Origin of the sequence: Acinetobacter sp. NyZ410 (assembly GCF_022828975.1) — a bacterium.
GTDB lineage: Bacteria > Pseudomonadota > Gammaproteobacteria > Pseudomonadales > Moraxellaceae > Acinetobacter > Acinetobacter guillouiae.
Window position 1 is genome coordinate 1199997 of sequence record NZ_CP094620.1, and the last position, 26104, is coordinate 1226100.

Genomic DNA, 26104 nt, shown 5'->3' on the forward strand with positions numbered 1-26104 from the left:
TGTGTCATGATTGGGTGCTAATGCTGAGTAGAAAATCTACAACTGTATAACATGGCAATGATTTTCAATTGCTTAATTTGAATTTATTTTAAAATTACCGTTTTTAAATGATTAAATAGTCAAAATGTACTATTGCATATTTTTCTTAAAAAATGATAATAAAGTCATACAAAGATAAACTTCCAGCATACATAATTTTCATTTTATGAATAAACACGCTATTGATCTTATACAATTGTGTTTAAAGCCTTGAGAATATAAATGATCGTTCAAGGTGTGTGTGACGTCGCTTTTATTGTTCGAGATCAGTATACTATGTGTCTGTAATACAATAGTTTATTAGATAAGTACATCAATTATAATATTGAGTTAATAGAGAGCTTTATATGGGCAAGTTTCTGCCAAACCTGATTTGCATCATGTGTCTTGTGGGTTTAAATATTCAAAGTCAAATTTTTGCCAAACAAAATGTTAAAGCTGATAAAAGTCAAGAAGCGATAAAAGCGGACTTAAAACAAGATTGGTCAATCAATAGTATCAATACCGCCAATTGGACAGAAAATATTGGCAGAGGGCAATTCCCCGTTTATGCCCGTGCACAAGTGATGCTCAATAATTTACATGCTTCGCCAGGGCCAATCGACGGTAAAAGTGGCAAGAACTTTTTAAAAGCACTTGCTGCGTATCAACAGATTAAAAGTTTACCGATTAGTGGTGAACTGGATAAACAGACTTGGGACAGTTTGTTAAAAAATCAAAAATCCGCAGCGTTTGGAACTTATCAAATTACTGCAGCGGATATTAAAGGGCCTTATGCCAAATCAATTCCGCGAAATTATGCCCAACAAGCAAAAATGCCGGGTTTGTATTACACCCGTGTGACTGAAATGTTAGGTGAAAAGTTTCATATTGATGAAGACTTTCTTAAACAACTCAATCCAAAAGCTAACTTTAAAAAAGTAGGCGAAACCATCAATGTACCGATTGTACGCAATGATTTGCCTGAAGGTGTGGCCTTAATTATTGCGCATAAGCCTGCGCGACAACTTTATTTATACAATAGTGCAAATCAAATGATTGCATCTTTTCCTGCCACAATTGGGGGTTCTGGTACACCATCCCCGAAAGGGACGCATAAGGTCATTAAAGTTGCCGCAAACCCTGTCTATGGTTATAACCCGAAAAACTTTGTTCAAGGGAGCAACCGTCAAAAGCTGGCATTACCGCCTGGTCCAAATGGTCCTGTTGGCAATATGTGGATTGCTTTAAGTAAACCGACATTTGGTATTCATGGTACGCCGAATCCTTCATTAATTTCAAAGACCGCTTCTCATGGTTGTATTCGTTTGACCAATTGGGATGCCAATGATTTAGGTCGTAAGGTTCAACCGGGGACTGTGGTTAAGTTCTTAGATTAATCCCGTTGTATATCCAGAAAGGCTGAGTAGTTTAAAAGAGCGCTCAGCCTTTTTTATTGTATTGATAAGATTTTGCTACTGTAAATATTAAACTTATACACAACATACTGAATTTATTGGGTATGATCAATTTAACTTCACCATGTCAAAAAATTGAAATCTTTATGGGTACAGAAAAAAAATTATCTACTCAAGAAGTCATTAAACTTGAACGAGATTTGGCTAAATTTGCCAATATGATGGATTCAGTGGTGCGTATTCCATTTACCAAACAAGGAGTTGGGGCAGATGCCGCACTCAGTACCATACCGATTGCTGGTGATGTCGCGGGTTTTGTGTTGACCTGTTATGCGGTTTATAAAGCCAAACAGATTGGCGTGCCTCAAGCAAAGCTCAACGGGGTATTAAAACTGGCTGTGATTGACGGCGTTGTGGGATGTATACCGATTGCTGGAACCTTATTTGATATTTTTATCCGGCCCAGTCGTAAAGCCCTAGACGTTGTACATGACCATATTCAAGAAGAATATCAGATTTACAGCGATGATCATGTGGTTCACCCATTTTTACATGAGAAGCTAGAACAAAAGCAACAGCATTCAGCATTTTGGCGTAATCCTGTCATTGCTTGGATTTGGATTCATATTCCCGATATTTTAGGCTTGATTGTTTTGATCCTGATTGGACTTGCGATGTGGTTTGGCGTAAATATGTTATGGGATTGGTATCAAAGCTATCGTGCATAGATTCCAACATTGAATTGATTTGAAAATGTAGATATTAAAATTCAGAGGTGATCATGCAAGATTATATTTCGGCAAACCTTCCTGCTATTGATTTTGATCATACTCGTAAATTTTATGCATTCTTAGGTTTTCAGTGTGATTATCAGTCCGCAGAATGGATGATCTTAAGTAAGGACAGTTTGCTGGTTGAGTTTTTCCATCACCCCAATTTAAATCCAAAAGAATCATGGTTTAGTGCCTGCTTAAGAACACATGTCTTGCAAGATCTGTTTCATTTTTGGCAAGGCTTAGATTGGGCACAATTCCCAGAAGCACGAATAACAGAAATCCAGTATCTCGAAGAAATTGATATGTTTTGTGTGATTGATCCGAATGGAAGTTTAATCCGTTGTATCCAATTAGATTAATTCCTCAAATTGGTATTGGTATTGGTATTGGTATTGAAAGAAAGATAGTAAATAAATAAGAAAGATAGCAATTGCAGGTTAAATATCGAACAAGCAAAAATTAAGAATATGATGTACCCATAAACAAAGCCTCCATATTGGAGGCTTTGTTTTTCTATTAGATCACTGCGATTGAGCGAGCGTGTATAGATTAAGGCAAATTAAGTTGACGTAAAGCGGCAACACGTTGCTCGATGCTTGGGTGAGTTTGGAATAAAGCAGCCAAACTAAAACCTTGCTCTTTACCTTCTGCGATCGCAAAAGCTTTCATTTCTTTTGGCATTTGATCTGGCATTTCAGATTCAGCCTGTAGACGCAATAAAGCGGAAATCATGGCTTCTTTACCTGCAAGTTGAGCACCAGCTTCATCTGCACGGTATTCACGATAGCGAGAGAACCACATTACGATTGCCGAAGCCAATATACCGAAGACGATATCAAGCACGATGGTAATTGCAAAATAAGCCAATCCAGGCGCTTCACCATCTTGACGACCAAAGACATTACGGTCAATAAAATCACCAACCACACGGGCAAAGAACATTACAAAGGCGTTCACTACACCTTGAATAAGGGATAATGTGACCATGTCACCATTGGCAACGTGACCAATCTCATGCGCAAGTACGGCACGCAATTCATCTTTGTTCATGCGTTCGAGCAAACCTGTTGAAACCGATACCAGCGCATCGTTTTTGTTCCAACCTGTAGCAAATGCATTGGATTGATAAGATGGGAAAATACCAACATCTGGCATTTGAATACCAGCACGTTGTGAAAGTTGAGCAACCTCTTGTAATAACCAAACTTCGGCTTGGTTACGAGGAGCATTCGGGTCGATTAATTCAGTACCTGTGGTTTTTAGCGCCATCCATTTGGACATAAATAGGGAGATTAAAGAACCTACCATACCAAACACTAAACAGATGACCATCAGGTTGCCTAATTTAAGACCGCCAGCGCCGTAGTAACTACCAACACCTAATAATGATAGGATAATGCCAGCTACAACCAGTACCGCGAGGTTGGTTAGCAAAAACAAACCAATCCGCATCATGGAGAGAATCCTCTTATAAATAATAAATAATATGACGTATTAAATAAATCATGAAATTCAATATGAGGTTTAGATGATTAAAATTCAAGAATAATGGGAAAAATCTAGCGGGCAAAAAATAACAACTTCAAATGAAATGGATAGTGGATAAGCAATTTATTTAAAAAAATAGGCAAGTTAAAAAAAGATTCTCTGTATTAGAGAAAACATTATTTTTTTCAGCAATTTGTTGAAAATATGTAATTGCACAAATTAAGTGCATTATTTTCTATTTTAGCAACATAATTTTGGGGATATTAAGCGCTTAAGTGATTAGTTGCCAATGGTGATTTGTGCTGTCGCACTGGCATGTGCTGTTGAATAAGAACCCGCAGGAGCATCTGTGTAAGTCCCATCAGAAGCAATAATAATTGGACGAGAGCTATATTTTACGGGTTGAATATTTGAACTGTTGCTGATTTGTGGTGTCGGCTCGACTTGATTGGAGAAATCATTTTGATTTGATTGGGCAATGATTTGTCCAGTACTGGTTGAAGTGCTAATATTATTTGCAGATAAATTTAAACCACCAGCATATAGGTTGTTTAAACGACTGGTGACACGTTTGACATAGTCTTGGGTTTCACGAAAGGGAGGAATACCGCCGTATTTATCGACATTCCCTTCACCCGCATTATAAGCCGCTAAAGCTAAACTGGTATTGCCATTAAAGCGTTTCATTAACCAACTGAGATATTTGGCACCACCAAAAATATTTTGCTGTGGATCATAAGAATTAGACACATTGAAGCGACGAGCCGTTGCAGGCATCAGTTGCATTAAGCCTTGTGCACCGACAGGAGAACGGGCATTGGTATTAAAGCCAGACTCGGTATGCATTACTGCTTTGATTAAGCCTTCAGACACACCATGGGTCTGCGCAGCTTGGCGGATAATACTGTCAAAAGAGTTTTTACTTTTACTATAACTTGGCAGTACTGCGGATTCTGAGCTGCCCCAGTTGCTATAACTGTGAATATTACTGTCTTTATAATAAGTCACTTTGACTTTTTGCAGTGAACGATCCGAATTTTTGCGATTGGTTAGTAAGGTTGTCCCATTTTGGTCTTTGTAGAAATAAATTTGACCTGCAAACGTTTGCGATGTAAATGAAGCAAAGCTCATACACCCTAAAATAGATACTAGTGAACCCGTAATTAATTTTTTCATTTTGTAGTAATTAAAATATTTCCCCAATTTTTGGGAGTTTAACAAAGTTATTGAACAAGAAAAACTATGAATTGAGTTTTAACAATACAATCGCGAAAAAGCAAGTGCTATTTGTTGGCATATTAATCAAAAAAAATTTTATATTTTTTTTAAAATATATTTATTGACTATGCTAAACAATTGAAAAATATATATAAAATATAATGGTTAAAAAATGATCAATCTAAAGAGAATGCCCATCATTGCGTGAGAAAACTTTGTCAAGCCCCAAACAATCCACAATTTTATCCACAGGTTTTGTGGAAAACTGTGGAAAAGTCCAAAAGATAAGCACTTCGGCTAAAAAATGAACTGAGCCGTCTATTTTAAATGTGGAAATACGACAGGAAGATGACCAGATAAAAATTGATGCAAAATAAAAAAATCTTTAGATGCGGTTAACGTTCAAATCAGATAAAATTGCCCAGTATTTTTTTATGGGTTTATCTCGTCTATGTACTCGCCAGTTGAGTCCGAACAAGGATTTAATTTTAAACCAGAGCTTCCAACAAGTTCAGCTTATTATCGTCTTTTGAAAAAACTTCGTCGTCAAGTCGGCCATGCAATTCGTGACTTTAAAATGATTGAGGAAGGCGATAAGGTAATGGTCTGTGTTTCTGGTGGGAAAGACAGTTACACCTTGCTTGATATTTTGTTGCAATTTAAACGTATTGCACCGATCAACTTTGATGTTGTCGCAGTGAACTTGGATCAAAAGCAACCTGGTTTTCCTGAAGATGTGTTACCGAAATATTTGGAAGAAAATAATATTCCTTATTATATTTTGGAAAAAGACACCTATAGCATCACCAAACGTTTGACACCTGAAGGGAAAACTTACTGTGCAGTGTGTTCACGTTTACGCCGTGGTTCACTCTACGGTTTTGCGCAAGAGATTGGTGCGACCAAAGTGGCATTGGGTCATCATCGTGATGATATCATTGCAACGTTCTTCTTGAATCTATTCCATGGTGGTAGCTTAAAAGCGATGCCGCCAAAATTATTGTCTTCGGATAAAAAGAACATTTTGATTCGTCCTTTGGCTTATGTCGAAGAAAAAGACATCATCAAATATGCTGAAATTCGTAAATTCCCGATTATTCCATGTAACTTATGTGGTTCTCAGGAAAACTTACAACGTGCCATGTTAAACGATATGCTACGTGGTTGGGATAAACAATATCCAAAACGTTTGCACAGTATTTTTGGTGCATTACAGAATGTTTCACCATCACAATTGGCTGACCGTGATTTATTTGATTTTGAAAAATTGGATGAAGAACGCGAATTCGATATGAAATGTGATACGGAAGAAATGAAAAAGCGTTTAGATGTTGTAAATCTTAGTTTTGCAGCAGATTGATCTTTTTTGCCAATTAAATGAACGAATCGGGCATTCATATTGAGATGAGTGCCTGATTTAAAAAAATAAAACGATAAAACCGATAAAACATGAACAGTCCGTACAAAAAACTTTAGCCCAAATTGAAATTATCATGCTATAACATTGGGCAAGCAAAACTGCTTCAACCTGATGTTGTCTGGATAGATAACACAATAAATTGAATAAATAATTTGAGGAATGAACATGCCTGCATTTTTAACTGATGATTGGTTTGCAAATGTTGAAAAATTAACTGCTGAAGCAGGTGATTTAAACTTACCACCAGCACTTTCAGGTTTAGCAATTAATTTGGTTGTTGCAGATGCAGATGGCAACACAGAGCTTGCTTTAGACGGCGGAAAAATCGTCAAAGGTAGTTCTGCAAATGCGAAAACAACATTGAACATGGATGCTGAAACACTTCGTAAAGTATTCTTAGAATTTGATATGGCTGCTGCAATGCAAGCATTTATGACAGGCAAAATCAAAGTTCAAGGTGATATGTCTCAATTGATGGCTTTACAAACTGCCAAACCAAGCCAAGAGCAAAAAGATTTATTTAAGAAAGTATTAGAGCAAACTGCTTAATCTTTTTACAATAAAAAAGCTTACCCGAGAGTAAGCTTTTTTATTGCCTGATTTTTACAAATCCAATCGATTTAAAATACAGATTAAATTTCTAGTAATCGAGGTGTGGTCTTAATGTGTTCTAAATAAGCTCGAATACGTGTGACATACTGTACTGCTTGTTTATAACGACCATTACTTGCTTGATTACGTGTCAAATAATTATAAAGATTCATCCAGTCATTGGGATCTTTACCTTGTGCTTTGATGCGCTTTTGAATACCTTCAACTGCACCAGGACCCATATTGTATGCAACCAAAGCATACCAATGACGATCTGGATTACGAATATAAGAATAACGACTCAACATCATATCAAAATATTTTGCACCGCCTTGGATACTCTGAGCGGGATCACTACGATTACTGACACCCATTTCTTTGGCGGTGGTATTGGTCAACATCATCAAACCACGGACACCTGTGGGAGAAACAGAGTCTGGTTTTAAATATGATTCTTGATAACCAATTGCAGCAAGTAGGTGCCAATCTAGGCCATATTGCTGCGCAGAGCGCTTAAAGCTGGCTTTATAAATCGGTAGACGAGAACTTAAGTCACGTTGGATCACGTTCCAGTCGTCTTTCTTAACGACATTACGATTATAAAATGAGGCAAGTTGCTGGGTTGAGCCATTTTGTTTGCTTTGGCAAATGAAACCACTTGCTGTTGCTGTTAATGGATCTTCAGCTTGTTTAAATACCCAATTTAATTCTGGGTTTAAACCATTACTTTTTAAACTGTTGAAATCACCACAGCTTGCTGAAAATGAGGTTAAGCGTTCTGCTTCGATACTTTGCATATTTGCGGTGGTAATCGCAAAATTCGCCTTACCTTGAGCAACCATTTTCAATGCTGTTGCATTGTCAGAAACAGTTTTAAGCTCAAGTTTAACGTTTAAACTTTCAGCATAGTTATGGGCTAAGTCATAGCCGAAGCCATGCTTATAGTCTCCATCCTTAAACACGATGCTTGGATTGGAAACCGCAACTACAGTCAATTTACTCGAATTAACTACAGCATTGTATTGATTGTTCTTACTCGCATTAATACTAAAAGGAATTAATGCAGTGGATAAAACTAAAGTTTTGATTGGCAGCGCACGAAAAAATGAGTTAAGGCTAAGCCTCGACCCAGAGGTTGAACTACTGTGCATGTTGTCTCCGCTACAAGTAATTTATTGCCCTAAAAAGTAATAAGCACAAAAACGCTTAAAAACTTCTTATAGTTGGTAAATTCAATAAGGGTGGGCAGTCATGAACGTCATTCAAAAAATGACATGTGGGATAGAAAGATTTTGCAGAAAAACTACAAAATTAAAAAAATAAACTCATAAAACATGTGCGCATAATATAGGCGGTTTTTAGATCTGTCAAACTTTGTATGAAAAATGATCAATTTAAAATATTTAAGATAATGATTTTTAACAGAATATTTTTTTAAAAAATGCAGAAATTTTAAAACTGAAATACGCTGCCAAAAACTGTAAGCAAATGTTCCAAATGTAAGTTAAGAATTACCACTTTTAAAAGATTTTCTGATTGAATTTTCTGTCTGAATTTAAATAGGAAAAAAACGATTTTATTACTTTTTAAAACTTAAAATTGTCCCATCCTAGATAAGGTTGACACTTTCTAAACTTAAATTTGGAGAGTGTAATGAAAACAATAGTAAAAAGAACACAAAGAGATTACAGCTTAGCTTTTAAATTATCAGTCGTAGATCAAGTTGAAAAAGGTGAAATGACTTATAAACAAGCTCAAGACAGATATGGCATTCAAGGTTGTGCTACCGTTTTAGTTTGGTTGAGGAAGCATGGTAGATTAGATTGGAGTCAAGGCACCCCATTTCGTCATGGAGAAAAACAAATGTCTGATCCTTTACCGCTAACACCAGAACAAAGAATCAAAGAGCTTGAGCAGCAATTATATGAAACAAAAAGAAAGGCTGAGTTATTTGAAACTATCATAAACATACTCGAACGAGATTACGGAGTGAGCACCACAAAAAAGCCACAAGGCAAGCAATCAAAGAAAAGCAGACGGTAGGTTTTAGTATCACTGAATGTTGTTATTATCTTGGCACAACTCGGCAAGCTTATTATAAGCAATGCAAGCAAGCCTGTTTAAGATATAAGCATGAACAGGATGTATTACAACAAGTTCAGCAAGAAAGAATGTTTCAACCTCGTATCGGTACAAGGAAACTTCACTATTTACTGAACACGATAATGGGTATCAAAATTGGTAGAGATCGGTTGTTTGATTTACTCAGAGATCATCGTTTATTAGTACAACCTAAACGCGCCTATCATAAGACAACGAATAGTCATCATCGTTTTCACAAGCATCCTAACTTGATTAAGTTTGGAATTGAGCAAGTGATACCGCAGAAACCGGAGCAGCTCTGGGTTGCAGATATAACCTATCTTCCACTAGAAACAGGAGAGGCCTATCTGAGTCTAATAACCGATGCTTGGTCTAGAAAAATAGTGGGTTATCATGTAGATGACAATTTAGGTGCAGAAGCTGTTAGCCAAGCATATATCAAAGCATTAAAGGAACGTAAAGCCCCACAATCCTCATTGATTCATCATTCAGATCGAGGTATCCAATATTGTTCAAAGAAATATCAGGAATTACATCAAAAACATAATATTCGATGTTCTATGACAGATGGGTATGATTGTTATCAAAATGCTTTAGCTGAAAGAGTGAATGGTATATTGAAGAATGAATATTTACTTCATAAACCAAAGAGTCTTGAAGACGCTAAACGAATGGTTGCAGAGTCCATAAAAATTTATAATATTCGTAGACCGCATATGTCACTAAAATACAAAACGCCCGATGAAGTTCATCGAGCGTTTGTGTGAAATAAGTGTCAACCTATTTCAGGACTAGACAAATGCGCTATTTTTGAGCTGACATCTTTACGCTATTGGCTGTAGACTGTAGCAACATTTTTTAAAAAATAAGTATCAAGTGCATATGTATTTTAAATGGTTTTAAATCATGAAATCTAATTTAATTACCCGTTCAGGGCATGATCTGTTGGTCGCCGAGTTACAACATCTCTGGCGCGAAGAACGACCTGAAATTACCAAGAAAGTGACATGGGCTGCCAGTCTGGGTGACCGTTCTGAAAATGCTGACTACCAGTATAATAAACAGCTGCTTCGAAAAATCGATCGTCGTGTACGTTATTTGGGGAAGCGTTTAGAAGAATTACGAATTATCGATTTTTCTCCGGAACAAGCAGGTAAAGTGTATTTTGGTGCTTGGGTTGAAATAGAAAATGACGAAGGTGAACAAAAAACCATACGTCTGGTCGGAGTAGATGAAATTTATGACCATCATCCGCAACATGTCTCAATTGATTCACCGATGGCAAGAGCTTTACTGTCTAAACAAGTTGATGATGAGGCAGAAGTGGATACACCATCAGGGAAAAAACGTTGGTATATCAATTCAATTCGTTATGAATAGCTTGAATATTCATCAAATTAGCGAGATTTGACTTTATTTTGTACATTTGATTGAAGAAATACTGAAAAAGATTTGCCAAGTTGCAATTTTATTTATATGATAGCCGCCATTGGAAGCGTGGCAGAGCGGTTTAATGCACCGGTCTTGAAAACCGACGAGGGTGTGAGTCCTCCGTGAGTTCGAATCTCACCGCTTCCGCCAAATTCAAGTTTCTGACACTGTTTAACACTGTATAAGTTACTGATTTGTAAGGTTAAAGTTGGAAATTTACAATATGACAAGCCGTGACGCACTATACCAATCGGCAGTTATAAAGTAGTAAAAAATGCAGTAAGATTATTCTCTACTGCATTTTTTTATGTCTGAATTATGGCGACTCGTGGAATTAACAAGCTTAGTGCTTTACAGGTTAAAAAAGCTAAACCCGATCCTGACAAGATGTATAAGCTGTCAGATGGGGGAAATCTGTATCTGCGTATTGATCAGAGCGGTAGCAAGTACTGGATCTTCAATTACACACGTCCATTCTTAGGCAAGCGTAATGATTTATCTTTGGGGACTTACCCTGAAGTTTCGTTAGATGATGCTCGTACTATTCGTGATGAATATAAGAAACTTATCAAGCAGGGTATTGATCCAGCAATGGAGCGGATTGAAACCAAGTCTCAGAAACAGAAAGAAGCAGAAAACACCTTTCGTATCGTTGCTGAAGCATGGCTCTATAAACGTGAGCTAGAGCAAAAACAAGATGAAGAGACGATCCGTCGTTTAAAGCATGATGTCTATCCCTACGTTGGTGATTTAACCTTTCCACAACTTACCTTAGAAATTCTTGAGATTAAGATCTTTAAGCGCATTATTGAGCGTGGTGCTTTGTCTGTTGCCAAACGCCTTAAGTCGGACCTCAACCAAATTTTTAAATCGGCACGTAAAAAGAAGCTGATTCAATATAACCCGATTGAAGATATTGACCTACCTAAACCGCAAGGTGGTAATTTTGCAGCCGTGACTGAAGAACAGGATTTAGCACCAATGCTAAACAAAGTCTGGAATTACTCACAGATACATGCACGCTGTTTGCTCACCACACAGGTTGCTTTGAAAATATCTGTACTGACCTTTCAGCGACCTGGCGAAATACGTCAGCTTAAAAAAGAGTATTACTACCCCCAAGAACGCTGTTTTAAATTTACTGCTAGTAAAACCAAGCAACTTCATATTGTGCCATTGTCAGATCAGGCATTTGAGTTGATTGAGTCAATCATTGATTTACATCCATACAGTGAATATATTTTTGTAGGTCGGGATGGTAAAACCTGTATTTCTGACAATACTATCAACTCTGCTTTAAAACGCTTGGGCTATGGTGGTGAGCAGACGGCACATGGTTTTAGAGCAACCGCACGTACCATGCTGGATGAGATTCTGGAGCAGCGTGTGGACTTTATTGAACATCAACTGGCGCATAAGGTAAAAGACAACAATGGTACAGCTTACAACCGAACCAAGTTTCTGAATAAACGCCAAGAGATGATGCAGGAATGGGCTGATTATTTGGAGTCCCTGCTTGAGCCTATATGATAATCAGCAAGAAGAAAGCCTGTCATGTGAGACAGGCTATTTCAATTTATGCAGCTTTCAATGTCTTTTGTTCAAGCCAAGCATTGATTTGGCTTTCCGTCCACGTTGGCATACTGGCGGTTAAGTATGTCGGTTCAGGAAAATCACCCCGACGGATCATCTTCCAGAAAGTTGATTCCGCAACATTCAGCAAGCCTTTGGTTGCAGGCTTATAAGACAACCGACGTCTGCGACCACTACGATCTACATAGTCCTTTGCTGGGCGTTCAGGATAGTTCACCAAATCCTTGACACGATAGCGAGCTTCTAACATTTTAATCTCCCTCGTCCGTGTATTATTCTTTAGGCTTGGTTGATTTTTGCACGGCTGATGTAAAGCTCTGACGATTTTTTAAATAAATTTCATCTATAGCTTTAGAAAATTCATGAATTTCCACAAAAAAATGACCTTTTTGACTGCCTTCATCAATCCGAAAGCATGTGAAAGGCAATTGCTGCTGACGAGCTTTTTCTTTCATTTTCTCTGGGCATAAATGTGAGTAATACACAGCTCTGATGTCCTCCAGTTTGATGTGAATTGATCGGAACTGTAAAAATAAATAATCAATTGTGTTTAGGTGATTCATAACGACTCCGTTAAATTTGATTTGAGACAAACCTAAGCAAGGCGAAAAAATGCAGCAGGTGCAGCCTGACACTTTTCTGTGTTGCTTTGTCAGAGGGGATTGTAATGCGGCATGAGGTATGTAAAAATGCAGAAAACAAGGGAACTTTTTTTTACAAATGCCAAAACGAACCAATCCTCAAACTGCTGCGCTTAACATCATGGATTATTTATTCATTAATGATGTTGAGTCTCTTGCATCTTTTAATCATGCCAAAAATACTTTCAATGTTGATCTATTGTCCATAATTGATCACATCAATTCAGTTAGACGAAATGAGGGAAAAATAGCGGAGCTGTATAAACACTATGTATTATGCGGTCTTGAGATGAAACTAAATCTTCCATTTGAAATTGAAGACCCAACTGATCAAGAGCAATTCGATAAAGCAAATTTTATTTTCAGTCAAATCATTAAGAACTTTGCACAATATGATTTTAGTGAAGATGAGTTTTTAGATGATATGGAAAACTTATTTAACCATTTTGAAAAATTACGGTTAGATAAGGGGACAATTTATAAAGTAGTGAGACAATGTCTTTATTTCGATTATGACAATGTTTCTATTGTGGCATATAAAAGATTTATAGATTTGGGCATACTTACTACTCAACAGTACAAATTTTACAAATCGACAATAGATGAAAACTTTCTTAAAAATTCATTTATCCGATCAATGTTGTTTATTGAGTTTGATATTTTAAAAAGACAGTTTGATACTGAAAAAGAATTTAAAGATAGGAAAATAGAAATAGATTTGAATAGTTCGCTAGAAGAAATAGAGCGTATCTTTTTAGCTATTCGGTCAGTAAAAAAAATGCAACTTAAAGAAAATTTTAATTTTACCAGCATCTTAGATATTGATATAAACAATAAAAAAGATGTAGAACAATATATACTGAACCTAAGTGAGGTTTTGGGTCATGGAGCTTTATTTTTTAAAAAAATTCCAGATTGTATTGGTTTTATAGGCTGTTGGCATTTAATTCACACTAAGGAGCGTAACCTAGATAGCCCAACGTATTATGAGCTATATGATGGTAAGTCACCGCATAAGAAGCCTTGTGATAATAAGGCACTAGAAGAAATATTGAAATATGGTTTTGAATTAAAGAACAGAACTTTACATTCACGCTATATTGATTTATATAGTTTTTATGACAGGATGAGAATGTCATTAAACTTTTAAATAATTAGTTGGGTTGTATTAAAATATTAATACAACCCTAAGTGGAATTATGCAAAACTAATTGTTAAACGGAATATAAGAATTTTTCATTTATAGTAATACCTTCCTCAATTGCACATTTATTAATTAAATGTTCAATCATTCTATCTTCAGTTTTCTTATGTTTTGCTGCAAGTATTTTTAGTAATTTCTTAGCTTCATCTGTTAGAAAATAATGATGTTCTCTTCCTTTCCTATTTTTTTGATAAGATTTTTGATACCAAGCATTAGACAATTGTTTTTTTAGGTTGATATAAGCATGTTGATTTGCATGATACATAATATCAAAGATTGAATTAACCCAAACACCAAAATCAACATCTTGTAAAGGCGTAAATTCGATCTGATTAAACTCCCTGAAGTCTGATGTATTTTTGTCGATGTAGGTTTTTGCCCATTTATAGAACTCAGGATGATCATAGTTTTTAAAGTGCAAAGTCTTTGCACTAATAAGTTCACTATACTTTCTTTCTATACGATCAAGTTCTTTAAAACTTCTGTAATAGCGATTATAAGTAAAAATAATATAAAGGAATCGAACGTAGGTGTTCGAGATGGATTGGGTTTGGCGATAAATATCACGATTATCAGATGATATTTTGTAAAGTGCAAAACTCAATAATCGCCTATCTGTTTTATATTTTGAAAAATCACGACTTCTAATCATGAGCGATTCTTTATAACTGTTAATCAAGTCCATGAAAATTTCAGAAGTAGTCTCTGTTTTATCCTTTAGCTCATAAATTAAATGGCTTTTCAACTCATTAAGGTCTTTGATTGAGTTTAATTTATCAATGTCCTTATCCATTAATTGTGGATCATGTTCATCCTCTATATCTATACGTGATTCAAACTCAATAGCATCCTTATTGATAACATGAAGTAACCAGACAGTATCTTCAACTTTCAACTCTTTAACCAGTTTGATTAGATCATCGTTGCATGATGTGTAGCTCATGGTGCTTTCCTTTACTAAGATTTATATAAACTTTATTAAAGGTGAGTATGAGTTTCAACGAGTTTTTCCCTATGTTTAGCCACGATTTAGCGTGATTTTTTAATAATTTTTTTATAGCCTATTGAAGGTATACCAAAGCACAATTTTGTACCCACTACCTGCAATGACACATCACGAAATCCTGTATCATTTGGCTTTGTCATTCAGATGATGGAAGTGACAAAATTGAAGTTATACAAAAGGCGTTTCTGCAATAGTGCACCACCAGATATTGTAGACAACCACAATGATAGGTATCTAATATCAGTGAGACAATAAAAGAATACTCATGAATGATAGCAAATTTTTTATATATTTACCATCGGATAACTTTAACTCGATTTATCTTAATTTATTTAAAGGCTGATCACACTAAAAGCCTTGATATTATTGTGTTTGAATAGTTCTTTAATATATTTTGATCTGACTTTTAATTATGTGTAATGACTTTGTTTATAAATATATAATCAACCTATTAAACTATTCATTAAAAGAACTTAATTCAATAATCTCTAATCTTAAATTTAATTATTAAAATAATTGTCACTTCATATAGTTCTAAACTATAGGTAAGTGACCATGAAGTTTGAAAACACCTCATCAAGTAAAATCTGTGAAGCAAATCTATCCCTTGAGATAGAGGATTTTATACAATCCAGTTTATATGCAAAAAGACAGCCTCGATCTTTTTATAAAAACTTTTGTGAATTACTCCTTGACTTTAATCAAGTCTATAATCCCGATTTTAGTTATTCAAGTTTATTGCAGTTATTTTGTAATTTATTATATGAGTATCACCTTGATTTGGATTCACCAACAGACTTGTTGAGATGTTTAAAGCGTAGATCATTTGATGAGTGGCAAAGATATTTCAATACCATGAAAAGTGCTCATTTAAACGAAAGACGACAACACCGTTACAATGAAAGTCAGCATGCTGGAAATCTGGATAAGCGATTAACTGAATTAACCAAAAGCTATGAGGCCCTATTGGTTGTCAGTATCGAGTTAAGTTATATCACTAATGTTAATATCCAGAGAGTACAAGATGATCTGGAGCGTTTCCTTAGAAAAGTAAACCGCTCTAAATATGGAGATGATGTATTACTACTGGTATGGGCTTTGGAACAAGGGGTTGAAAGCAAAGGTTATCATTACCATGTTGTATTTATTTTTGATGAACGAGACCGTATAGGGGCATGGACGATTGCGAATGATATGGGTGAATTATGGCAAGATATTACAGATGGGGATGGATGTTATTTTAATTGCCATGATCGTCGTTATTTAAAGCAATATGAAGAAAATGGAATGGTTGGGATTGGAGTCATTTACAGTAATTTAAAGTACCAAGTGGAGATAATGCGTTCTGTTTTATTATATTTAGCACGACCTAAAAAGGAACAATATCTTAGAATTAAAGCCACCAAGAAGATGAAAACCTTTGCTATGTCACAACGTTGATCCCAAAAAATCACAGATATATATCATTAACATGAAGATTGAATGTTTCTTTTATCCCTTACATTCAAAAACATAGGCTTGCCGATTGGTAAGCCTTTTTTCATTTAATGAGGATTATCTTATGAATATTACATGTCCATATTGCTATTCAGCTAATGTTAGCCGTGCAACCGCACAGCCTACTGGCAATAACAGTTTTTCTTCGATGGCAGGTGCAGGAATTGGTGCAAGCCTTGCCAAAAGTTTGCCTACACCATTTTCACCATTACTGGGTGGGCTAGCTGGGGCAGTGGTGGGTGGCTTGATTGATAGTTTGGTTCAACCATCCCAATCACAGCAGCCTACCGCTTATTTTCATTGCAACAATTGCCAGTGCAATTTCAACTAGGGACAGGAGAAATCATCATGGCACATCAACTTGAACAAATGGCGTATGTCGGTGAAACCCCGTGGCATGGTCTGGGTAATCAACTCAGTCCACATCAACCCATTGAAGTCTGGGCGCAGCAGGCAGGCATGGATTGGCGTATTGAATCATCCAATGTCAGTTACATGGCAAAGAATGATCGGGGACAAAGCATCATCCTGCCTTATGAGGAACAGCGTGTCTTGTATCGTTCTGATACCCATGCACCTTTATCAGTAGTCAGCCAACGCTTTCAGGAAGTTCAACCCAAAGAAATCCTTGAGTTCTATCGAGACTTGACCGAGCAATCAGGCTTTGAACTGGAAACCGCAGGGGTACTCAAAGGTGGTAAAAAGTTCTGGGCTTTGGCACGTACAGGACAGAGTACAGCACTCAAGGGCAAGGATGTCAGTAATGGCTATATTCTTCTTGCGACAGCTTGTGATGGGACGCTTGCCACAACGGCACAATTTACCTCTATCCGTGTGGTGTGTAATAACACTTTGGCGATTGCCTTACGTAATGGCAGTACCAGTGCAGGCGTAGTGAAAGTTCCGCACAGTACCCGATTTGATGCGGAAAAGGTCAAACAGCAACTGGGTATTTCCGTTCGTGCATGGGATGAGCATATGTATGAAATGAAGCAACTGAGTCAGCGTAAAGTCACCCAACAGGAAGCGGCAGCCTATTTTGATGCGGTATTTAACAATACCAGTCTCAGCATTGCTGAACAGGATGACAGCATTATCCAGTTCTACCGCAATGTGGCAAATGAAGCCAATGCAACCAATAAGACCGAACCGAATGGACGAGCCATGTCGAAAGTCATGGATATGTTTAATGGTCAGGGACGAGGTGCAGAACTCAGTTCAGCCCAAGGGACAGCCTATGGTTTGCTGTGTAGCATCACAGAGTTTGTCGATCACGAACGTCGAGCCATGAGTACTGATCACCGACTGGATTCTGCTTGGTTTGGTACAGGTGCAGCCATGAAACAGCGAGGACTGGAACAGGCACTCAGAATGGTGGTCTAACTTGAATTGGATTTGAGCTAATCAAATTAGCCTAAGGAATATACCCATTGCTTAAATCCTCTATTTCCCTTGATCCAAAAACTCCCTTTTGCCGCATCGCCCCGATGCGGCTTTTTTTATGCCGCAATTTTAATTTTTACAGACATGGAGTATCTCATGAACCATATCGTTGAACCACAAAGCAGTAAATCCATACCACATTTACCGTTAGCTAAACCTAATCCTAGTCGTGCCAAACGGCTTGCTAAAACCAAAGGCATGAGCCGTGAACAATGGCTACAGGTACGCAAACAAGGCATCGGTAGCAGTGATGCAGCCGCAGCTTGTGGGCTTAATCCCCACATGTCGATGCTGGAACTATGGATGATTAAAACAGGTCGGATGCAGAACCAGCCTGATCAACCCACCCAAAACAGTTATTCACCCTTATATTGGGGCAATCAGCTTGAACCTCTGATTGCCAATTATTACCAGCACAAGACAGGTCATAAAGTGCGTAAGGTCAATGCAGTGTTACAGCATCCTGATCCTGACAAACACTTTATGCTGGCGAATCTGGACTATGCCGTTGTAGGCTGTGATGAAGTACAGATATTGGAGTGTAAATCAGTGGGGGAATGGGGAACCAAACTCTGGCGTGATGGTGTGCCTTTATACGTGATTATTCAGGTACAGCACCAACTGGCAGTGACAGGCAAACAGGCAGCGCATATCTGTGCCCTGATCTGTGGGCATGAAGCCAAAATCTTTAAGGTTGAACGCAATGAAATTGTGATAGACCAAATCATGACTTCTGAACGGATATTCTGGAGCTGTGTGGAAAATGACATACCACCGAGTGTCGATGCCAGTGAATCAGCCGCCAAAGCCCTGCAATTACTTTACCCTCAACATATCCCTTTACAGTCCGTTGATTTCTCCACATTGGAGGGTGTTGATCAACTGTTTACAGATCTGTTGCATGAGGAAAAACAACTGGCACAGCATCAGACTAAATATGACTATCTCAAGCATCGGATTCAGGCACTCATGAAAGATGCCGAGAAAGCCATCTTTTCCAATGGTACTGTGACATGGAAAAAATCAAAGGACAGTGTGGTACTGGATCAAAAGGCATTGTTACAGGCACAGCCTGAACTCCTGCAACAGTACCCACAGTCTCGTCAGGGCAGCAGACGGTTTAATGTTTATTCTGCAACAACCTAAATCACCTGACTAAACCGTTTGAGACCTATTTCCATCACACACCACATCAAACCATTTTATTTCCCCAAATTTAAAATTTGTGCAAAGTCGCCCCTCTTGTCCTTTCCCCAATACTAAGGAAAGGACGGTGGAGCAGCTTTGCATTTTTTTATGTTCGCACAATGTTTTCTCCCATGACCTGTGATTGGAAGTCGTTTTTTTCAGGAGGGTTAGCAATATGGTGTAGGAGACAGTGCCTTCAATGGATTTGGGGAATCCGTAAATAAATGCAATAAAGGATAATCACCATGATTAAAGGTTTAGCAATTACCCCACCTGTGTTGGGGCGTATTAGTATTGGCAAGGTTGTTGAAAAGAATGGCAAGCGGCTACCTGAAAAGGATGACCAGTTTACTATTACCAGCCAGATTCAAAATAAAGATGGTTGGGTTAAACATCCACTGGATGAGCAGCTTCGGGAAAAGGCACAAAATGGAAAACTCCGAACCATTCCAGTACGGATGATCTTTAATGAGCCTGAACTCAATCTTCGGGCAGAGTACAGTTTATTTGATCGACAGACTGGACGTTTAATTTGCTCAGGCAATGGGGAAACCTGTCAGCGACTCGGACAGAACGGCGTTGAGCAACATCCTTGTCCGTCGCCTGATTTATGCCCACTGGCACAAGGTGGACTCTGTAAGCCCTATGGCAGACTCTACGTGAATTTAGATGAATCGGATGAGTTTGGCACATTCATTTTTAGAACCACAGGTTTTAACAGTATTCGGACACTGGCAGCAAGGCTGAGTTATTACCATGCGGCATCGGGCAATCTACTGTCATGCTTGCCTTTGCAACTGACTTTACGAGGGAAAAGTACCACGCAAAGCTATCGTACTCCGATCTATTACGTGGACTTAACTTTACGTGACGGTGTGAATTTACAGGATGCGATTGTTTCAGCCAAGCAGATTGATGAAGTGAGTAAGGCAGCAGGGTTTTATCAGGAAGCTCTGGATCATGTGGCACGGCAAGGCTATGGCAATGCCAGTTTTGAGGTGGGTGGTGATGAGGGGCTGGATATTGTGGAGGAGTTTTATAGTGATCAACAAAATGCTGTTGATACACAGCCTGAGCATGCAGCAAATACCTGTCAAACCGTAGACAGTGCCATGCAGATTCAACATGGACTTAGGCAAAGTGTTAAGGCGATAAGTTAAAACAACTTATTGAAATATAAAAATAAGGGAAAATGGATTCCCTTATTTTTTTGGTCATAGGTGTAGCCATACTTTAACGCAACAATTATTTTTTAGACTAAATTACTCTTAATTAATGATTGCATTTTGGTGAAGAAAAATCTGTAAGTGGGTCTTCATAACCAAGACTAATAGATTCGATTGGTTTACTCATCAAGGCTTTATTACTGGTATTCCCATCACCATAAGTACCAAAAGAAATATAGATTTCACCTTCTGCTCCTACACGAGTGGATTGATTATATTGGCGGAAGCTATTCCCACCATCAAATCCCTCACAATAATGTTGCACTTTAGACTTACTGGTATTTGGTGTATCTTTACCGATGGTAATCGTTTTACCATTAATAACGGCAGAACCTTTACTTGTAGATAAGGTATTCAGCCCATATTGGCTAAAAGATGCTGTAATTTCAGGGTCATCATAATTACCCCAATTAAGACTACCACCACCATCTACAAATTTAGGTTTACCTAGCTTGGCAATTACAGATTTTTGGCTTTCCTGTAATCCAATCTTTTTACCATTAATCAGGAAATAATCTTCTGCAAAAACAGAAGTTGTACAAGCAGTGACTAAAGCAACGATAATAAATTTTTTCATTTAATATTCCTTTAAAATTTAAATAATTATAGACAGTAGCTAATATGCTATTGCGCCCAAGTACAGACTTTGAACCAATCACCAACCCAGCAGGCTTTCTCTTTCTGTGAGCGAGTCGCCTCACCCCATGTAGATGCGCCACCACTCAATTTTGTTGCTTGAACAACAGCTTGATCTTTACTTTCAATCCAAACCATGATGCCTTCAAAATTTAATTTTTTAGCAAAACTAGGGTGGCTAATATAAAAGCTGCCGTTACCTTGTGGATCAAAATTACACTTACCCTTATATATGGTTTTGCCACTATCTTCGATTTGACAGGTTGCTGGTTTGGCTTGTGCAATTGCTGGAACTGCAATACTTAAAAGTATTGCCATGATTAATTTTTTCATAAGTCTTTCCTTGAATATAAGTGATGGTGAAAGTTATCCACCACATACCGATTTTTTGAAGTCTTTATAATCAGGGATAGGTTGTTTAATACATGCCTGATAGCAAGCTTCTGCTACGGATTGTTCATTGAAATTAGGATTGAGTCTGATTTGCCCCAAACTTCTTGTGATCGCCATAGACATAGAAGATTCAGGAATCACATTTTCATTGCAGTCTTCGGGAGGCTGTTGTTCACAATTAGGCAATAGCTCATCATGCAACCATTTACAGTCGTTATTAGGAAGTCCACCTTTGGCTGTCTCTAATAAGTTGGTTAATAACTGCCCATTTTCTAACACGATGCTTTTATTTAAGCCCTTATCGTTGATTCCCAAGCCAATCGTAATGACATCACCTTTTTGTGCATAAGTAATATCGCCATTCTCGCTATAAAAATCATCCTTATTCAGCCATTTAGGTGCTTGACCTTTGAGTAGCAACAAGATTGAGTAGGATGGCAAAGTGCCTGAACCACCTACATCTGTACTCACCAAGATTGCTTCTCCCTGAGTGAGCTTAAAGCGACGGACTAAACTGATACGATCATCATCAACATCTTTGGAAGCGAGTATAATTTTATCGCCTAGATATAAGTCAGGTCGCTCAAAATTCTCCTTACCAATTTTCTTTAATGATAAAAGTCCTTGCGATGTCGGTAACTGGTCATTGAATTTTTCCAAATCCTCCCCTTGACCTACAGTGACGATAGGAACTTCTACTTTTTTATTGCGTTCATTCTTATCAGTAGTTGGTGGATTATCTGTTGATGATTTTTGATTGCAACCTGCATTTAAGCTCAAGACAACAGATAACGCCCCCATACAAAATAATTTTATATTTGCCATAAGTCGTCCTATTTTCTTGAGTTAAGCGTTATCAGTGCAATAATAATCAGAATAATTACACCACCAATAAATTTACCTACTGATGGGAACATGACCGCAGGCCAGACAATTCCCCGACCAATGTGATAGGCGAATGACTTGTAGCTGTATTGACCCCAGAAGTTCTGGTAAACCGTAAAAAAGAAGCCAATAATAAAATAGCCACCGATAGCCCACGCCTTAATGTTTTCTTTCATTATTTATCTCCCCCAGTTGCAAAGTTCACCAGTAGCATGAACAGCCCAAGTAAAATCATGAATCCAATAAATGGTAAGCCCAGAAATGCAATGGCAATGATGACAACAATAATTCCTGCAATTGCTCGCATGGCTTACTCCTTCATACATTGCATACCGTATTGAACAATTTCATTTTGAAATTCTTCTGTTTGGCTAATGATGTAAAATTTTTCTTCCAGTCGATCTGTGCCATATTTATCTTCAATTTTTTCATAGACACATTCACAGGTAGAGCTATCAGCACCGCCCATTTTGCAGCCCTTAACGAACTCACGTTCAGCTTTGCTGGCACAGCCTGTTAAAGTGATTGCAGTAATACTGATCAAAAGAAGAGATGAGAGTATGTTCATGTTTTTCCCCGATATTTAATTTTTGGAATTGTTGTAATGTTTTTGATTCAGCGAATTTATGCAGCCAGATTAAACAGGCAGACGTAATCATCTCAATACCGATGAGTATTAAGACATGATAACGATTGGCTGAATGAAAAACCGATGGCTAAGTTAAAAGCCTAAATTCAATCAAAAAACAAATGGGGATTGGGTGTAATAGAGAATAGTGAGTCATGATAGAGTCCTTGCGTGTTAAACAAGTTCTGCCTATCACTGCTAAATGATGGTGGCAGAACGAAAGAGGGTTAGCAGACTGGTCACACAAGTACCCAGCACGCACGAATGCGTCCCCCTCCCGTTCCACCGCAGAGGGGTACGACAGGGCAAACAAAAAAAGGCTATAAGCCCTTTAATGCTCTCGTGTGGATCGGTCTGCTAAAACCGACTGACCATGAGGGTCAGCAAGGCAATGATAGTTTTTTTAGATTGATAAATCAATTGAGAATAAATGTGTTTTTATAGTCTAAGATATTGGTTGTATAAGTGATTTATCTGTAAGGAATTTTTTCGGAAAGGATAGGTTTTATGATTTTAATAATTAAGATTACATTATTTCTTAAATGTAATCTTAGCCGAAAAAATTTCTTTCATTTATCTAGTTTGTAAAAACATGATGAATAACGTAATTATCAGTTATTTATCTAAAATTGATTTCCACACTGGCATGTACAATTTCTTCGTGTACGGATAAAGCACGTTTTACGATTTCTGGGGTTAAACTATGATCCTGCGTATCAAGTGCAAGAATACTTGAAAATTTACCTTTACCTACTTTCCAGACATGCAAATCTGTAATCTGTATCGTTGGATTTAACTCAGTAATAACTTCCCGAATTTCCTCAACTACTGGTTCTTTCATTTCAGCATCTAAAAGGGTTTTACTGGTTTGTTTAATTAAACCCCATGCCCATTTGGAAACTAAAATTGCCCCCACAATACCAAGTACGGCATCAAGGAAATTCCATCCAAAATATTTTGCTGCAAAAAGGGCAATGATTGCCAATACTGAAGTGGTTGCATCTGCAATAACATGCAGAAAAGCAGCCTTTTGATTCAGGTCATGTTCATGGTGGTGGGAATGATGGTCGTGGTTGTGGTGATCATGATGATCGTGGCTATGATGGTGATTGTCATGTAGTAACCATGCACAGATCAGATTCACGATTAAACCTAAAATGGCGATTAGGATCGCTTCATTATAATGAATCTGTACTGGGTTAAATAATCGTTCAATTGAGCTATAACACATCATAGCAGCAACAACCATCAATAAAATTGCACTGCTGTAGCCTGCAAGAATTTCAATTTTCCATGTACCAAAACAAAACCTTTCATCATTGGCATAGTGTCGAGCAGCACGGTAGGCAACATATGCCAGTCCCAAAGCAACCATGTGTGAACTCATGTGCCAGCCATCAGCAAGCAGTGCCATAGAGTTAAACACAATCCCACCAAAAATTTCGGCAACCATCATCACGCCTGTAAATATCGTTGCAATCAAGATTTTTTTCTGGGCTAAGGGGTTACCCTCATCAAATTGATGAGAGTGTTGGGTTGATAAAAGATTGAGCATATTGTTATTACCATGTTAAAATACCCCATATAGTATATTTCCATTTGGAGTAAACTTTCAATGGCGCATTTACAGCACAATAGGAAAGTCCTGAACCGTATTAGTCGTTTGCAAGGTCAAATGAATGCAACCTATAAATCGGTAAGTGAAGGTCAAACACCATGCCTAGAGGTATTGCAGCAAGTCGCTGCAATTCGTGGGGCTGTTCATGGGCTAATGAACGAGCTATTAGAAGACCATCTAAAAAATCATGTTCTATCTGATAGTTATGATGAAACTGAGTTGGAAGTTTTTTTGGATTTATTAAAAAAGTACAAATAAGAATTTACTTTGTATTTTTAATTCTAGGTTCTTTTTACCATCAAGTAGAGCTGCAAAGCTCTACTTGGGTTTTATGCACCAATATATAAAATCAAACCAAAGAATGCCGAGGCACAAATGACATATATGACTTTGACTTCAAAATGGAATAAGGCAATGAACGCAGCAAGTGCGATAAAGGCAGCTTCATAGTTGAAAGGATGATTAAACCCATTTGGCCATAATACGTGATAGCTAAAGAAGAGTGCGAGATTTAAAATTACACCGACAACAGCAGCAGTGATTGTTGTCAAGGGAGCAGTAAACCTTAATTCATTATGCGTAGATTCAATAATTGGCGCACCTGCTAAAATAAAAATAAAAGAAAACAGGAATGTAACCCAAGTAACAATTACAGCACCGAATACGCCTGCTAAAAATAAATGTTCATTGCCAAATAAAGCATGGTTAAAACCGCCTAAGAAGCCTACAAATGCGACAACCATGATCAGAGGGCCTGGGGTACTTTCCCCAAGAGCTAAACCATCAATCATTTGTGTTGGATTTAACCAACCATAAAAATTAACAGCACCTTGATATACATAAGGTAACACTGCATATGCACCGCCAAAGGTCAGAAGTGCCGCCTTAGTAAAGAACCATGCCATTTGTGTATAAGCATGATTCCATCCAAATATTAGACTTAGACTGATGATTGGGACAAACCATAATATCGCCCCGATAAAAAGTATCTTCCCTAAATGTTTCCAACTAAATACCGCATGTGCTGGTGTAGGCGTATCATCATCAATAATTGCTGATCCATAATCTTTTTTACTTTGCTGATGTGTACTACCACCTGTAAACAGTGTTGGATATTTTTTACTTGCTAAGTAACCAATAATTGCAGCAGTCAGAACGATTAAAGGGAAAGGTAAATTGAAGAAAAAAATAGCAAGAAATGCAAGTGCAGCGATAACCCACAAGAACTTATTCTTTAATGATTTACTGCCAATGCGATACGTTGCATGAAAAACTATCGCAACAACGGCTGGTTTAATCCCATAAAAAAGTCCTGCAATGATTGGCACATCACCAAACTTGACATAGACCCATGACAGACCTATCAGGATAAATAATGACGGTAATACAAATAATACACCTGCAACAATTCCGCCAATGGTTCTGTGCATGAGCCAACCAATATAGGTTGCTAACTGTTGGGCTTCAGGACCTGGCAAAAGCATGCAATAATTTAGGGCATGTAAAAAACGTTTTTCAGAAATCCAGCGTTTTTGTTCAACAAGTTCTTGGTGCATGACAGCAATTTGTCCTGCTGGCCCGCCAAAACTGATAAATCCCAATTTAAGCCAAAATAAGAATGCTTGCCAAAATGAAATAGGCAGTATTTCTTGCTCCGATTTTATAACAAGTTCTTGTTCCATA

29 protein-coding genes and 1 tRNA gene are annotated in these 26104 nt (G+C 37.6%); 16 read left to right on the plus strand and 14 right to left on the minus strand.

Going from position 1 to position 26104, the window contains the following annotated elements; genetic code table 11:
• The first annotated feature begins 386 nt into the window (after positions 1-386).
• The 3 genes from MTO68_RS05605 (at position 387) to MTO68_RS05615 (ending at position 2571) form a co-directional block, all read left to right on the plus strand.
• Positions 387-1418, plus strand: a complete 1032-nt coding sequence (locus tag MTO68_RS05605; RefSeq protein WP_034618059.1) for a L,D-transpeptidase — start codon at positions 387-389, stop codon at positions 1416-1418.
• 164 nt (positions 1419-1582) lie between these two features.
• The gene (locus MTO68_RS05610) at positions 1583-2164 is read left to right on the plus strand and encodes a DUF4112 domain-containing protein (protein ID WP_034618064.1); all 582 of its coding nucleotides are present in this window, start codon (positions 1583-1585) and stop codon (positions 2162-2164) included.
• Positions 2165-2217: 53 nt separating this feature from the next.
• Positions 2218-2571: a bleomycin resistance protein gene (locus tag MTO68_RS05615; protein ID WP_004819718.1), complete on the plus strand. Its 354-nt coding sequence runs from the start codon at positions 2218-2220 to the stop codon at positions 2569-2571.
• Positions 2572-2761: 190 nt separating this feature from the next.
• Here the strand turns inward: MTO68_RS05615 and htpX are convergent, their stop codons facing one another.
• Together htpX and MTO68_RS05625 are read right to left on the minus strand one after the other, a co-directional pair.
• A complete protein-coding gene (htpX, locus tag MTO68_RS05620) occupies positions 2762-3667 on the minus strand; it encodes a protease HtpX (protein ID WP_004819720.1) in 906 nt (301 codons plus the stop codon).
• A 312-nt stretch (positions 3668-3979) separates the two neighbouring features.
• Positions 3980-4876, minus strand: coding sequence for a lytic transglycosylase domain-containing protein (locus tag MTO68_RS05625; protein WP_034618062.1), 897 nt, complete (start codon positions 4874-4876; stop codon positions 3980-3982).
• Positions 4877-5369: 493 nt separating this feature from the next.
• Between MTO68_RS05625 and ttcA the strand changes: the two genes are divergently transcribed.
• Positions 5370-6278 carry a tRNA 2-thiocytidine(32) synthetase TtcA gene (ttcA, locus tag MTO68_RS05630; protein WP_004722379.1) on the plus strand — a complete coding sequence of 303 codons (909 nt, stop codon included), beginning with the start codon at positions 5370-5372 and terminating at the stop codon, positions 6276-6278.
• 225 nt (positions 6279-6503) lie between these two features.
• Positions 6504-6887: an SCP2 sterol-binding domain-containing protein gene (locus MTO68_RS05635; protein ID WP_004722377.1), complete on the plus strand. Its 384-nt coding sequence runs from the start codon at positions 6504-6506 to the stop codon at positions 6885-6887.
• An 83-nt stretch (positions 6888-6970) separates the two neighbouring features.
• Here MTO68_RS05635 and MTO68_RS05640 read toward each other — a convergent pair whose 3' ends face one another.
• On the minus strand, positions 6971-8080 hold the full coding sequence (locus tag MTO68_RS05640; RefSeq protein WP_004722376.1) for a transglycosylase SLT domain-containing protein: 1110 nt from the start codon (positions 8078-8080) through the stop codon (positions 6971-6973).
• Positions 8081-8582: 502 nt separating this feature from the next.
• Between MTO68_RS05640 and MTO68_RS05645 the strand changes: the two genes are divergently transcribed.
• The 4 genes from MTO68_RS05645 to MTO68_RS05660 all read left to right on the plus strand — a co-directional run bounded on the left by MTO68_RS05645 (position 8583) and on the right by MTO68_RS05660 (position 11993).
• A protein-coding gene (locus tag MTO68_RS05645; RefSeq protein ID WP_244015345.1) for an IS3 family transposase occupies positions 8583-9799 on the plus strand; the annotation gives its coding sequence in 2 pieces (ribosomal slippage) (positions 8583-8928 and positions 8928-9799; 1218 coding nt in all).
• Between the two features lie 139 nt (positions 9800-9938).
• Complete coding sequence (gene greB, locus MTO68_RS05650; protein ID WP_004722375.1) at positions 9939-10412, plus strand: transcription elongation factor GreB; 474 nt, start codon at positions 9939-9941, stop codon at positions 10410-10412.
• A gap of 111 nt (positions 10413-10523) precedes the next feature.
• Positions 10524-10613: transfer RNA gene (locus MTO68_RS05655), tRNA-Ser, on the plus strand.
• A 168-nt stretch (positions 10614-10781) separates the two neighbouring features.
• Positions 10782-11993: an integrase arm-type DNA-binding domain-containing protein gene (locus tag MTO68_RS05660; RefSeq protein ID WP_004677591.1), complete on the plus strand. Its 1212-nt coding sequence runs from the start codon at positions 10782-10784 to the stop codon at positions 11991-11993.
• 46 nt (positions 11994-12039) lie between these two features.
• On the opposite strand, the gene MTO68_RS05665 is transcribed toward MTO68_RS05660, so the two are convergent.
• On the minus strand, positions 12040-12306 hold the full coding sequence (locus tag MTO68_RS05665; protein WP_004677590.1) for an AlpA family phage regulatory protein: 267 nt from the start codon (positions 12304-12306) through the stop codon (positions 12040-12042).
• A 22-nt stretch (positions 12307-12328) separates the two neighbouring features.
• The gene (locus MTO68_RS05670; protein ID WP_004677589.1) at positions 12329-12619 is read right to left on the minus strand and encodes a pyocin activator PrtN family protein; all 291 of its coding nucleotides are present in this window, start codon (positions 12617-12619) and stop codon (positions 12329-12331) included.
• Positions 12620-12776: 157 nt separating this feature from the next.
• On the opposite strand from MTO68_RS05670, the gene MTO68_RS05675 reads away from it, so the two are divergent.
• Positions 12777-13847 (plus strand): hypothetical protein, encoded by a 1071-nt coding sequence (locus MTO68_RS05675; protein ID WP_244015346.1) that lies wholly within the window; start codon positions 12777-12779, stop codon positions 13845-13847.
• Between the two features lie 64 nt (positions 13848-13911).
• Here the strand turns inward: MTO68_RS05675 and MTO68_RS05680 are convergent, their stop codons facing one another.
• Positions 13912-14844, minus strand: coding sequence for a hypothetical protein (locus MTO68_RS05680; protein ID WP_004677587.1), 933 nt, complete (start codon positions 14842-14844; stop codon positions 13912-13914).
• A 618-nt stretch (positions 14845-15462) separates the two neighbouring features.
• On the opposite strand from MTO68_RS05680, the gene MTO68_RS05685 reads away from it, so the two are divergent.
• The 5 genes from MTO68_RS05685 (at position 15463) to MTO68_RS05705 (ending at position 20195) form a co-directional block, all read left to right on the plus strand.
• Entirely contained in the window at positions 15463-16347 is an 885-nt protein-coding gene (locus MTO68_RS05685; RefSeq protein WP_244015347.1) for an inovirus-type Gp2 protein, read from the plus strand.
• A gap of 121 nt (positions 16348-16468) precedes the next feature.
• Positions 16469-16735, plus strand: a complete 267-nt coding sequence (locus tag MTO68_RS05690) for a hypothetical protein (protein ID WP_005157510.1) — start codon at positions 16469-16471, stop codon at positions 16733-16735.
• Between the two features lie 17 nt (positions 16736-16752).
• Entirely contained in the window at positions 16753-17787 is a 1035-nt protein-coding gene (locus MTO68_RS05695; RefSeq protein WP_244015348.1) for a DUF932 domain-containing protein, read from the plus strand.
• 156 nt (positions 17788-17943) lie between these two features.
• On the plus strand, positions 17944-18993 hold the full coding sequence (locus tag MTO68_RS05700; RefSeq protein ID WP_244015349.1) for a lambda-exonuclease family protein: 1050 nt from the start codon (positions 17944-17946) through the stop codon (positions 18991-18993).
• 287 nt (positions 18994-19280) lie between these two features.
• A complete protein-coding gene (locus MTO68_RS05705) occupies positions 19281-20195 on the plus strand; it encodes a hydrolase or metal-binding protein (protein WP_118901367.1) in 915 nt (304 codons plus the stop codon).
• A gap of 112 nt (positions 20196-20307) precedes the next feature.
• Here MTO68_RS05705 and MTO68_RS05710 read toward each other — a convergent pair whose 3' ends face one another.
• The 7 genes from MTO68_RS05710 to dmeF form a co-directional block, all read right to left on the minus strand.
• Positions 20308-20838, minus strand: coding sequence for a hypothetical protein (locus MTO68_RS05710; protein WP_118901364.1), 531 nt, complete (start codon positions 20836-20838; stop codon positions 20308-20310).
• 47 nt (positions 20839-20885) lie between these two features.
• On the minus strand, positions 20886-21230 hold the full coding sequence (locus tag MTO68_RS05715; protein ID WP_023274801.1) for a hypothetical protein: 345 nt from the start codon (positions 21228-21230) through the stop codon (positions 20886-20888).
• A gap of 33 nt (positions 21231-21263) precedes the next feature.
• Complete coding sequence (locus MTO68_RS05720) at positions 21264-22115, minus strand: hypothetical protein (RefSeq protein ID WP_244015350.1); 852 nt, start codon at positions 22113-22115, stop codon at positions 21264-21266.
• A gap of 8 nt (positions 22116-22123) precedes the next feature.
• On the minus strand, positions 22124-22351 hold the full coding sequence (locus tag MTO68_RS05725) for a hypothetical protein (RefSeq protein ID WP_118901354.1): 228 nt from the start codon (positions 22349-22351) through the stop codon (positions 22124-22126).
• Positions 22351-22482, minus strand: a complete 132-nt coding sequence (locus MTO68_RS23110; RefSeq protein WP_004677576.1) for a hypothetical protein — start codon at positions 22480-22482, stop codon at positions 22351-22353. The genes MTO68_RS05725 and MTO68_RS23110 overlap by 1 nt, the downstream gene beginning before the upstream one ends.
• Positions 22483-22485: 3 nt before the next feature.
• Positions 22486-22743, minus strand: a complete 258-nt coding sequence (locus MTO68_RS05730; RefSeq protein WP_125316979.1) for a hypothetical protein — start codon at positions 22741-22743, stop codon at positions 22486-22488.
• 679 nt (positions 22744-23422) lie between these two features.
• Positions 23423-24358 carry a CDF family Co(II)/Ni(II) efflux transporter DmeF gene (dmeF, locus tag MTO68_RS05735; protein WP_118901348.1) on the minus strand — a complete coding sequence of 312 codons (936 nt, stop codon included), beginning with the start codon at positions 24356-24358 and terminating at the stop codon, positions 23423-23425.
• A 60-nt stretch (positions 24359-24418) separates the two neighbouring features.
• On the opposite strand from dmeF, the gene MTO68_RS05740 reads away from it, so the two are divergent.
• On the plus strand, positions 24419-24679 hold the full coding sequence (locus MTO68_RS05740) for a metal/formaldehyde-sensitive transcriptional repressor (protein ID WP_004677569.1): 261 nt from the start codon (positions 24419-24421) through the stop codon (positions 24677-24679).
• 71 nt (positions 24680-24750) lie between these two features.
• On the opposite strand, the gene chrA is transcribed toward MTO68_RS05740, so the two are convergent.
• Positions 24751-26103 (minus strand): chromate efflux transporter, encoded by a 1353-nt coding sequence (gene chrA, locus MTO68_RS05745; protein WP_004677567.1) that lies wholly within the window; start codon positions 26101-26103, stop codon positions 24751-24753.
• Between the last annotated feature and the right edge of the window lies 1 nt (position 26104).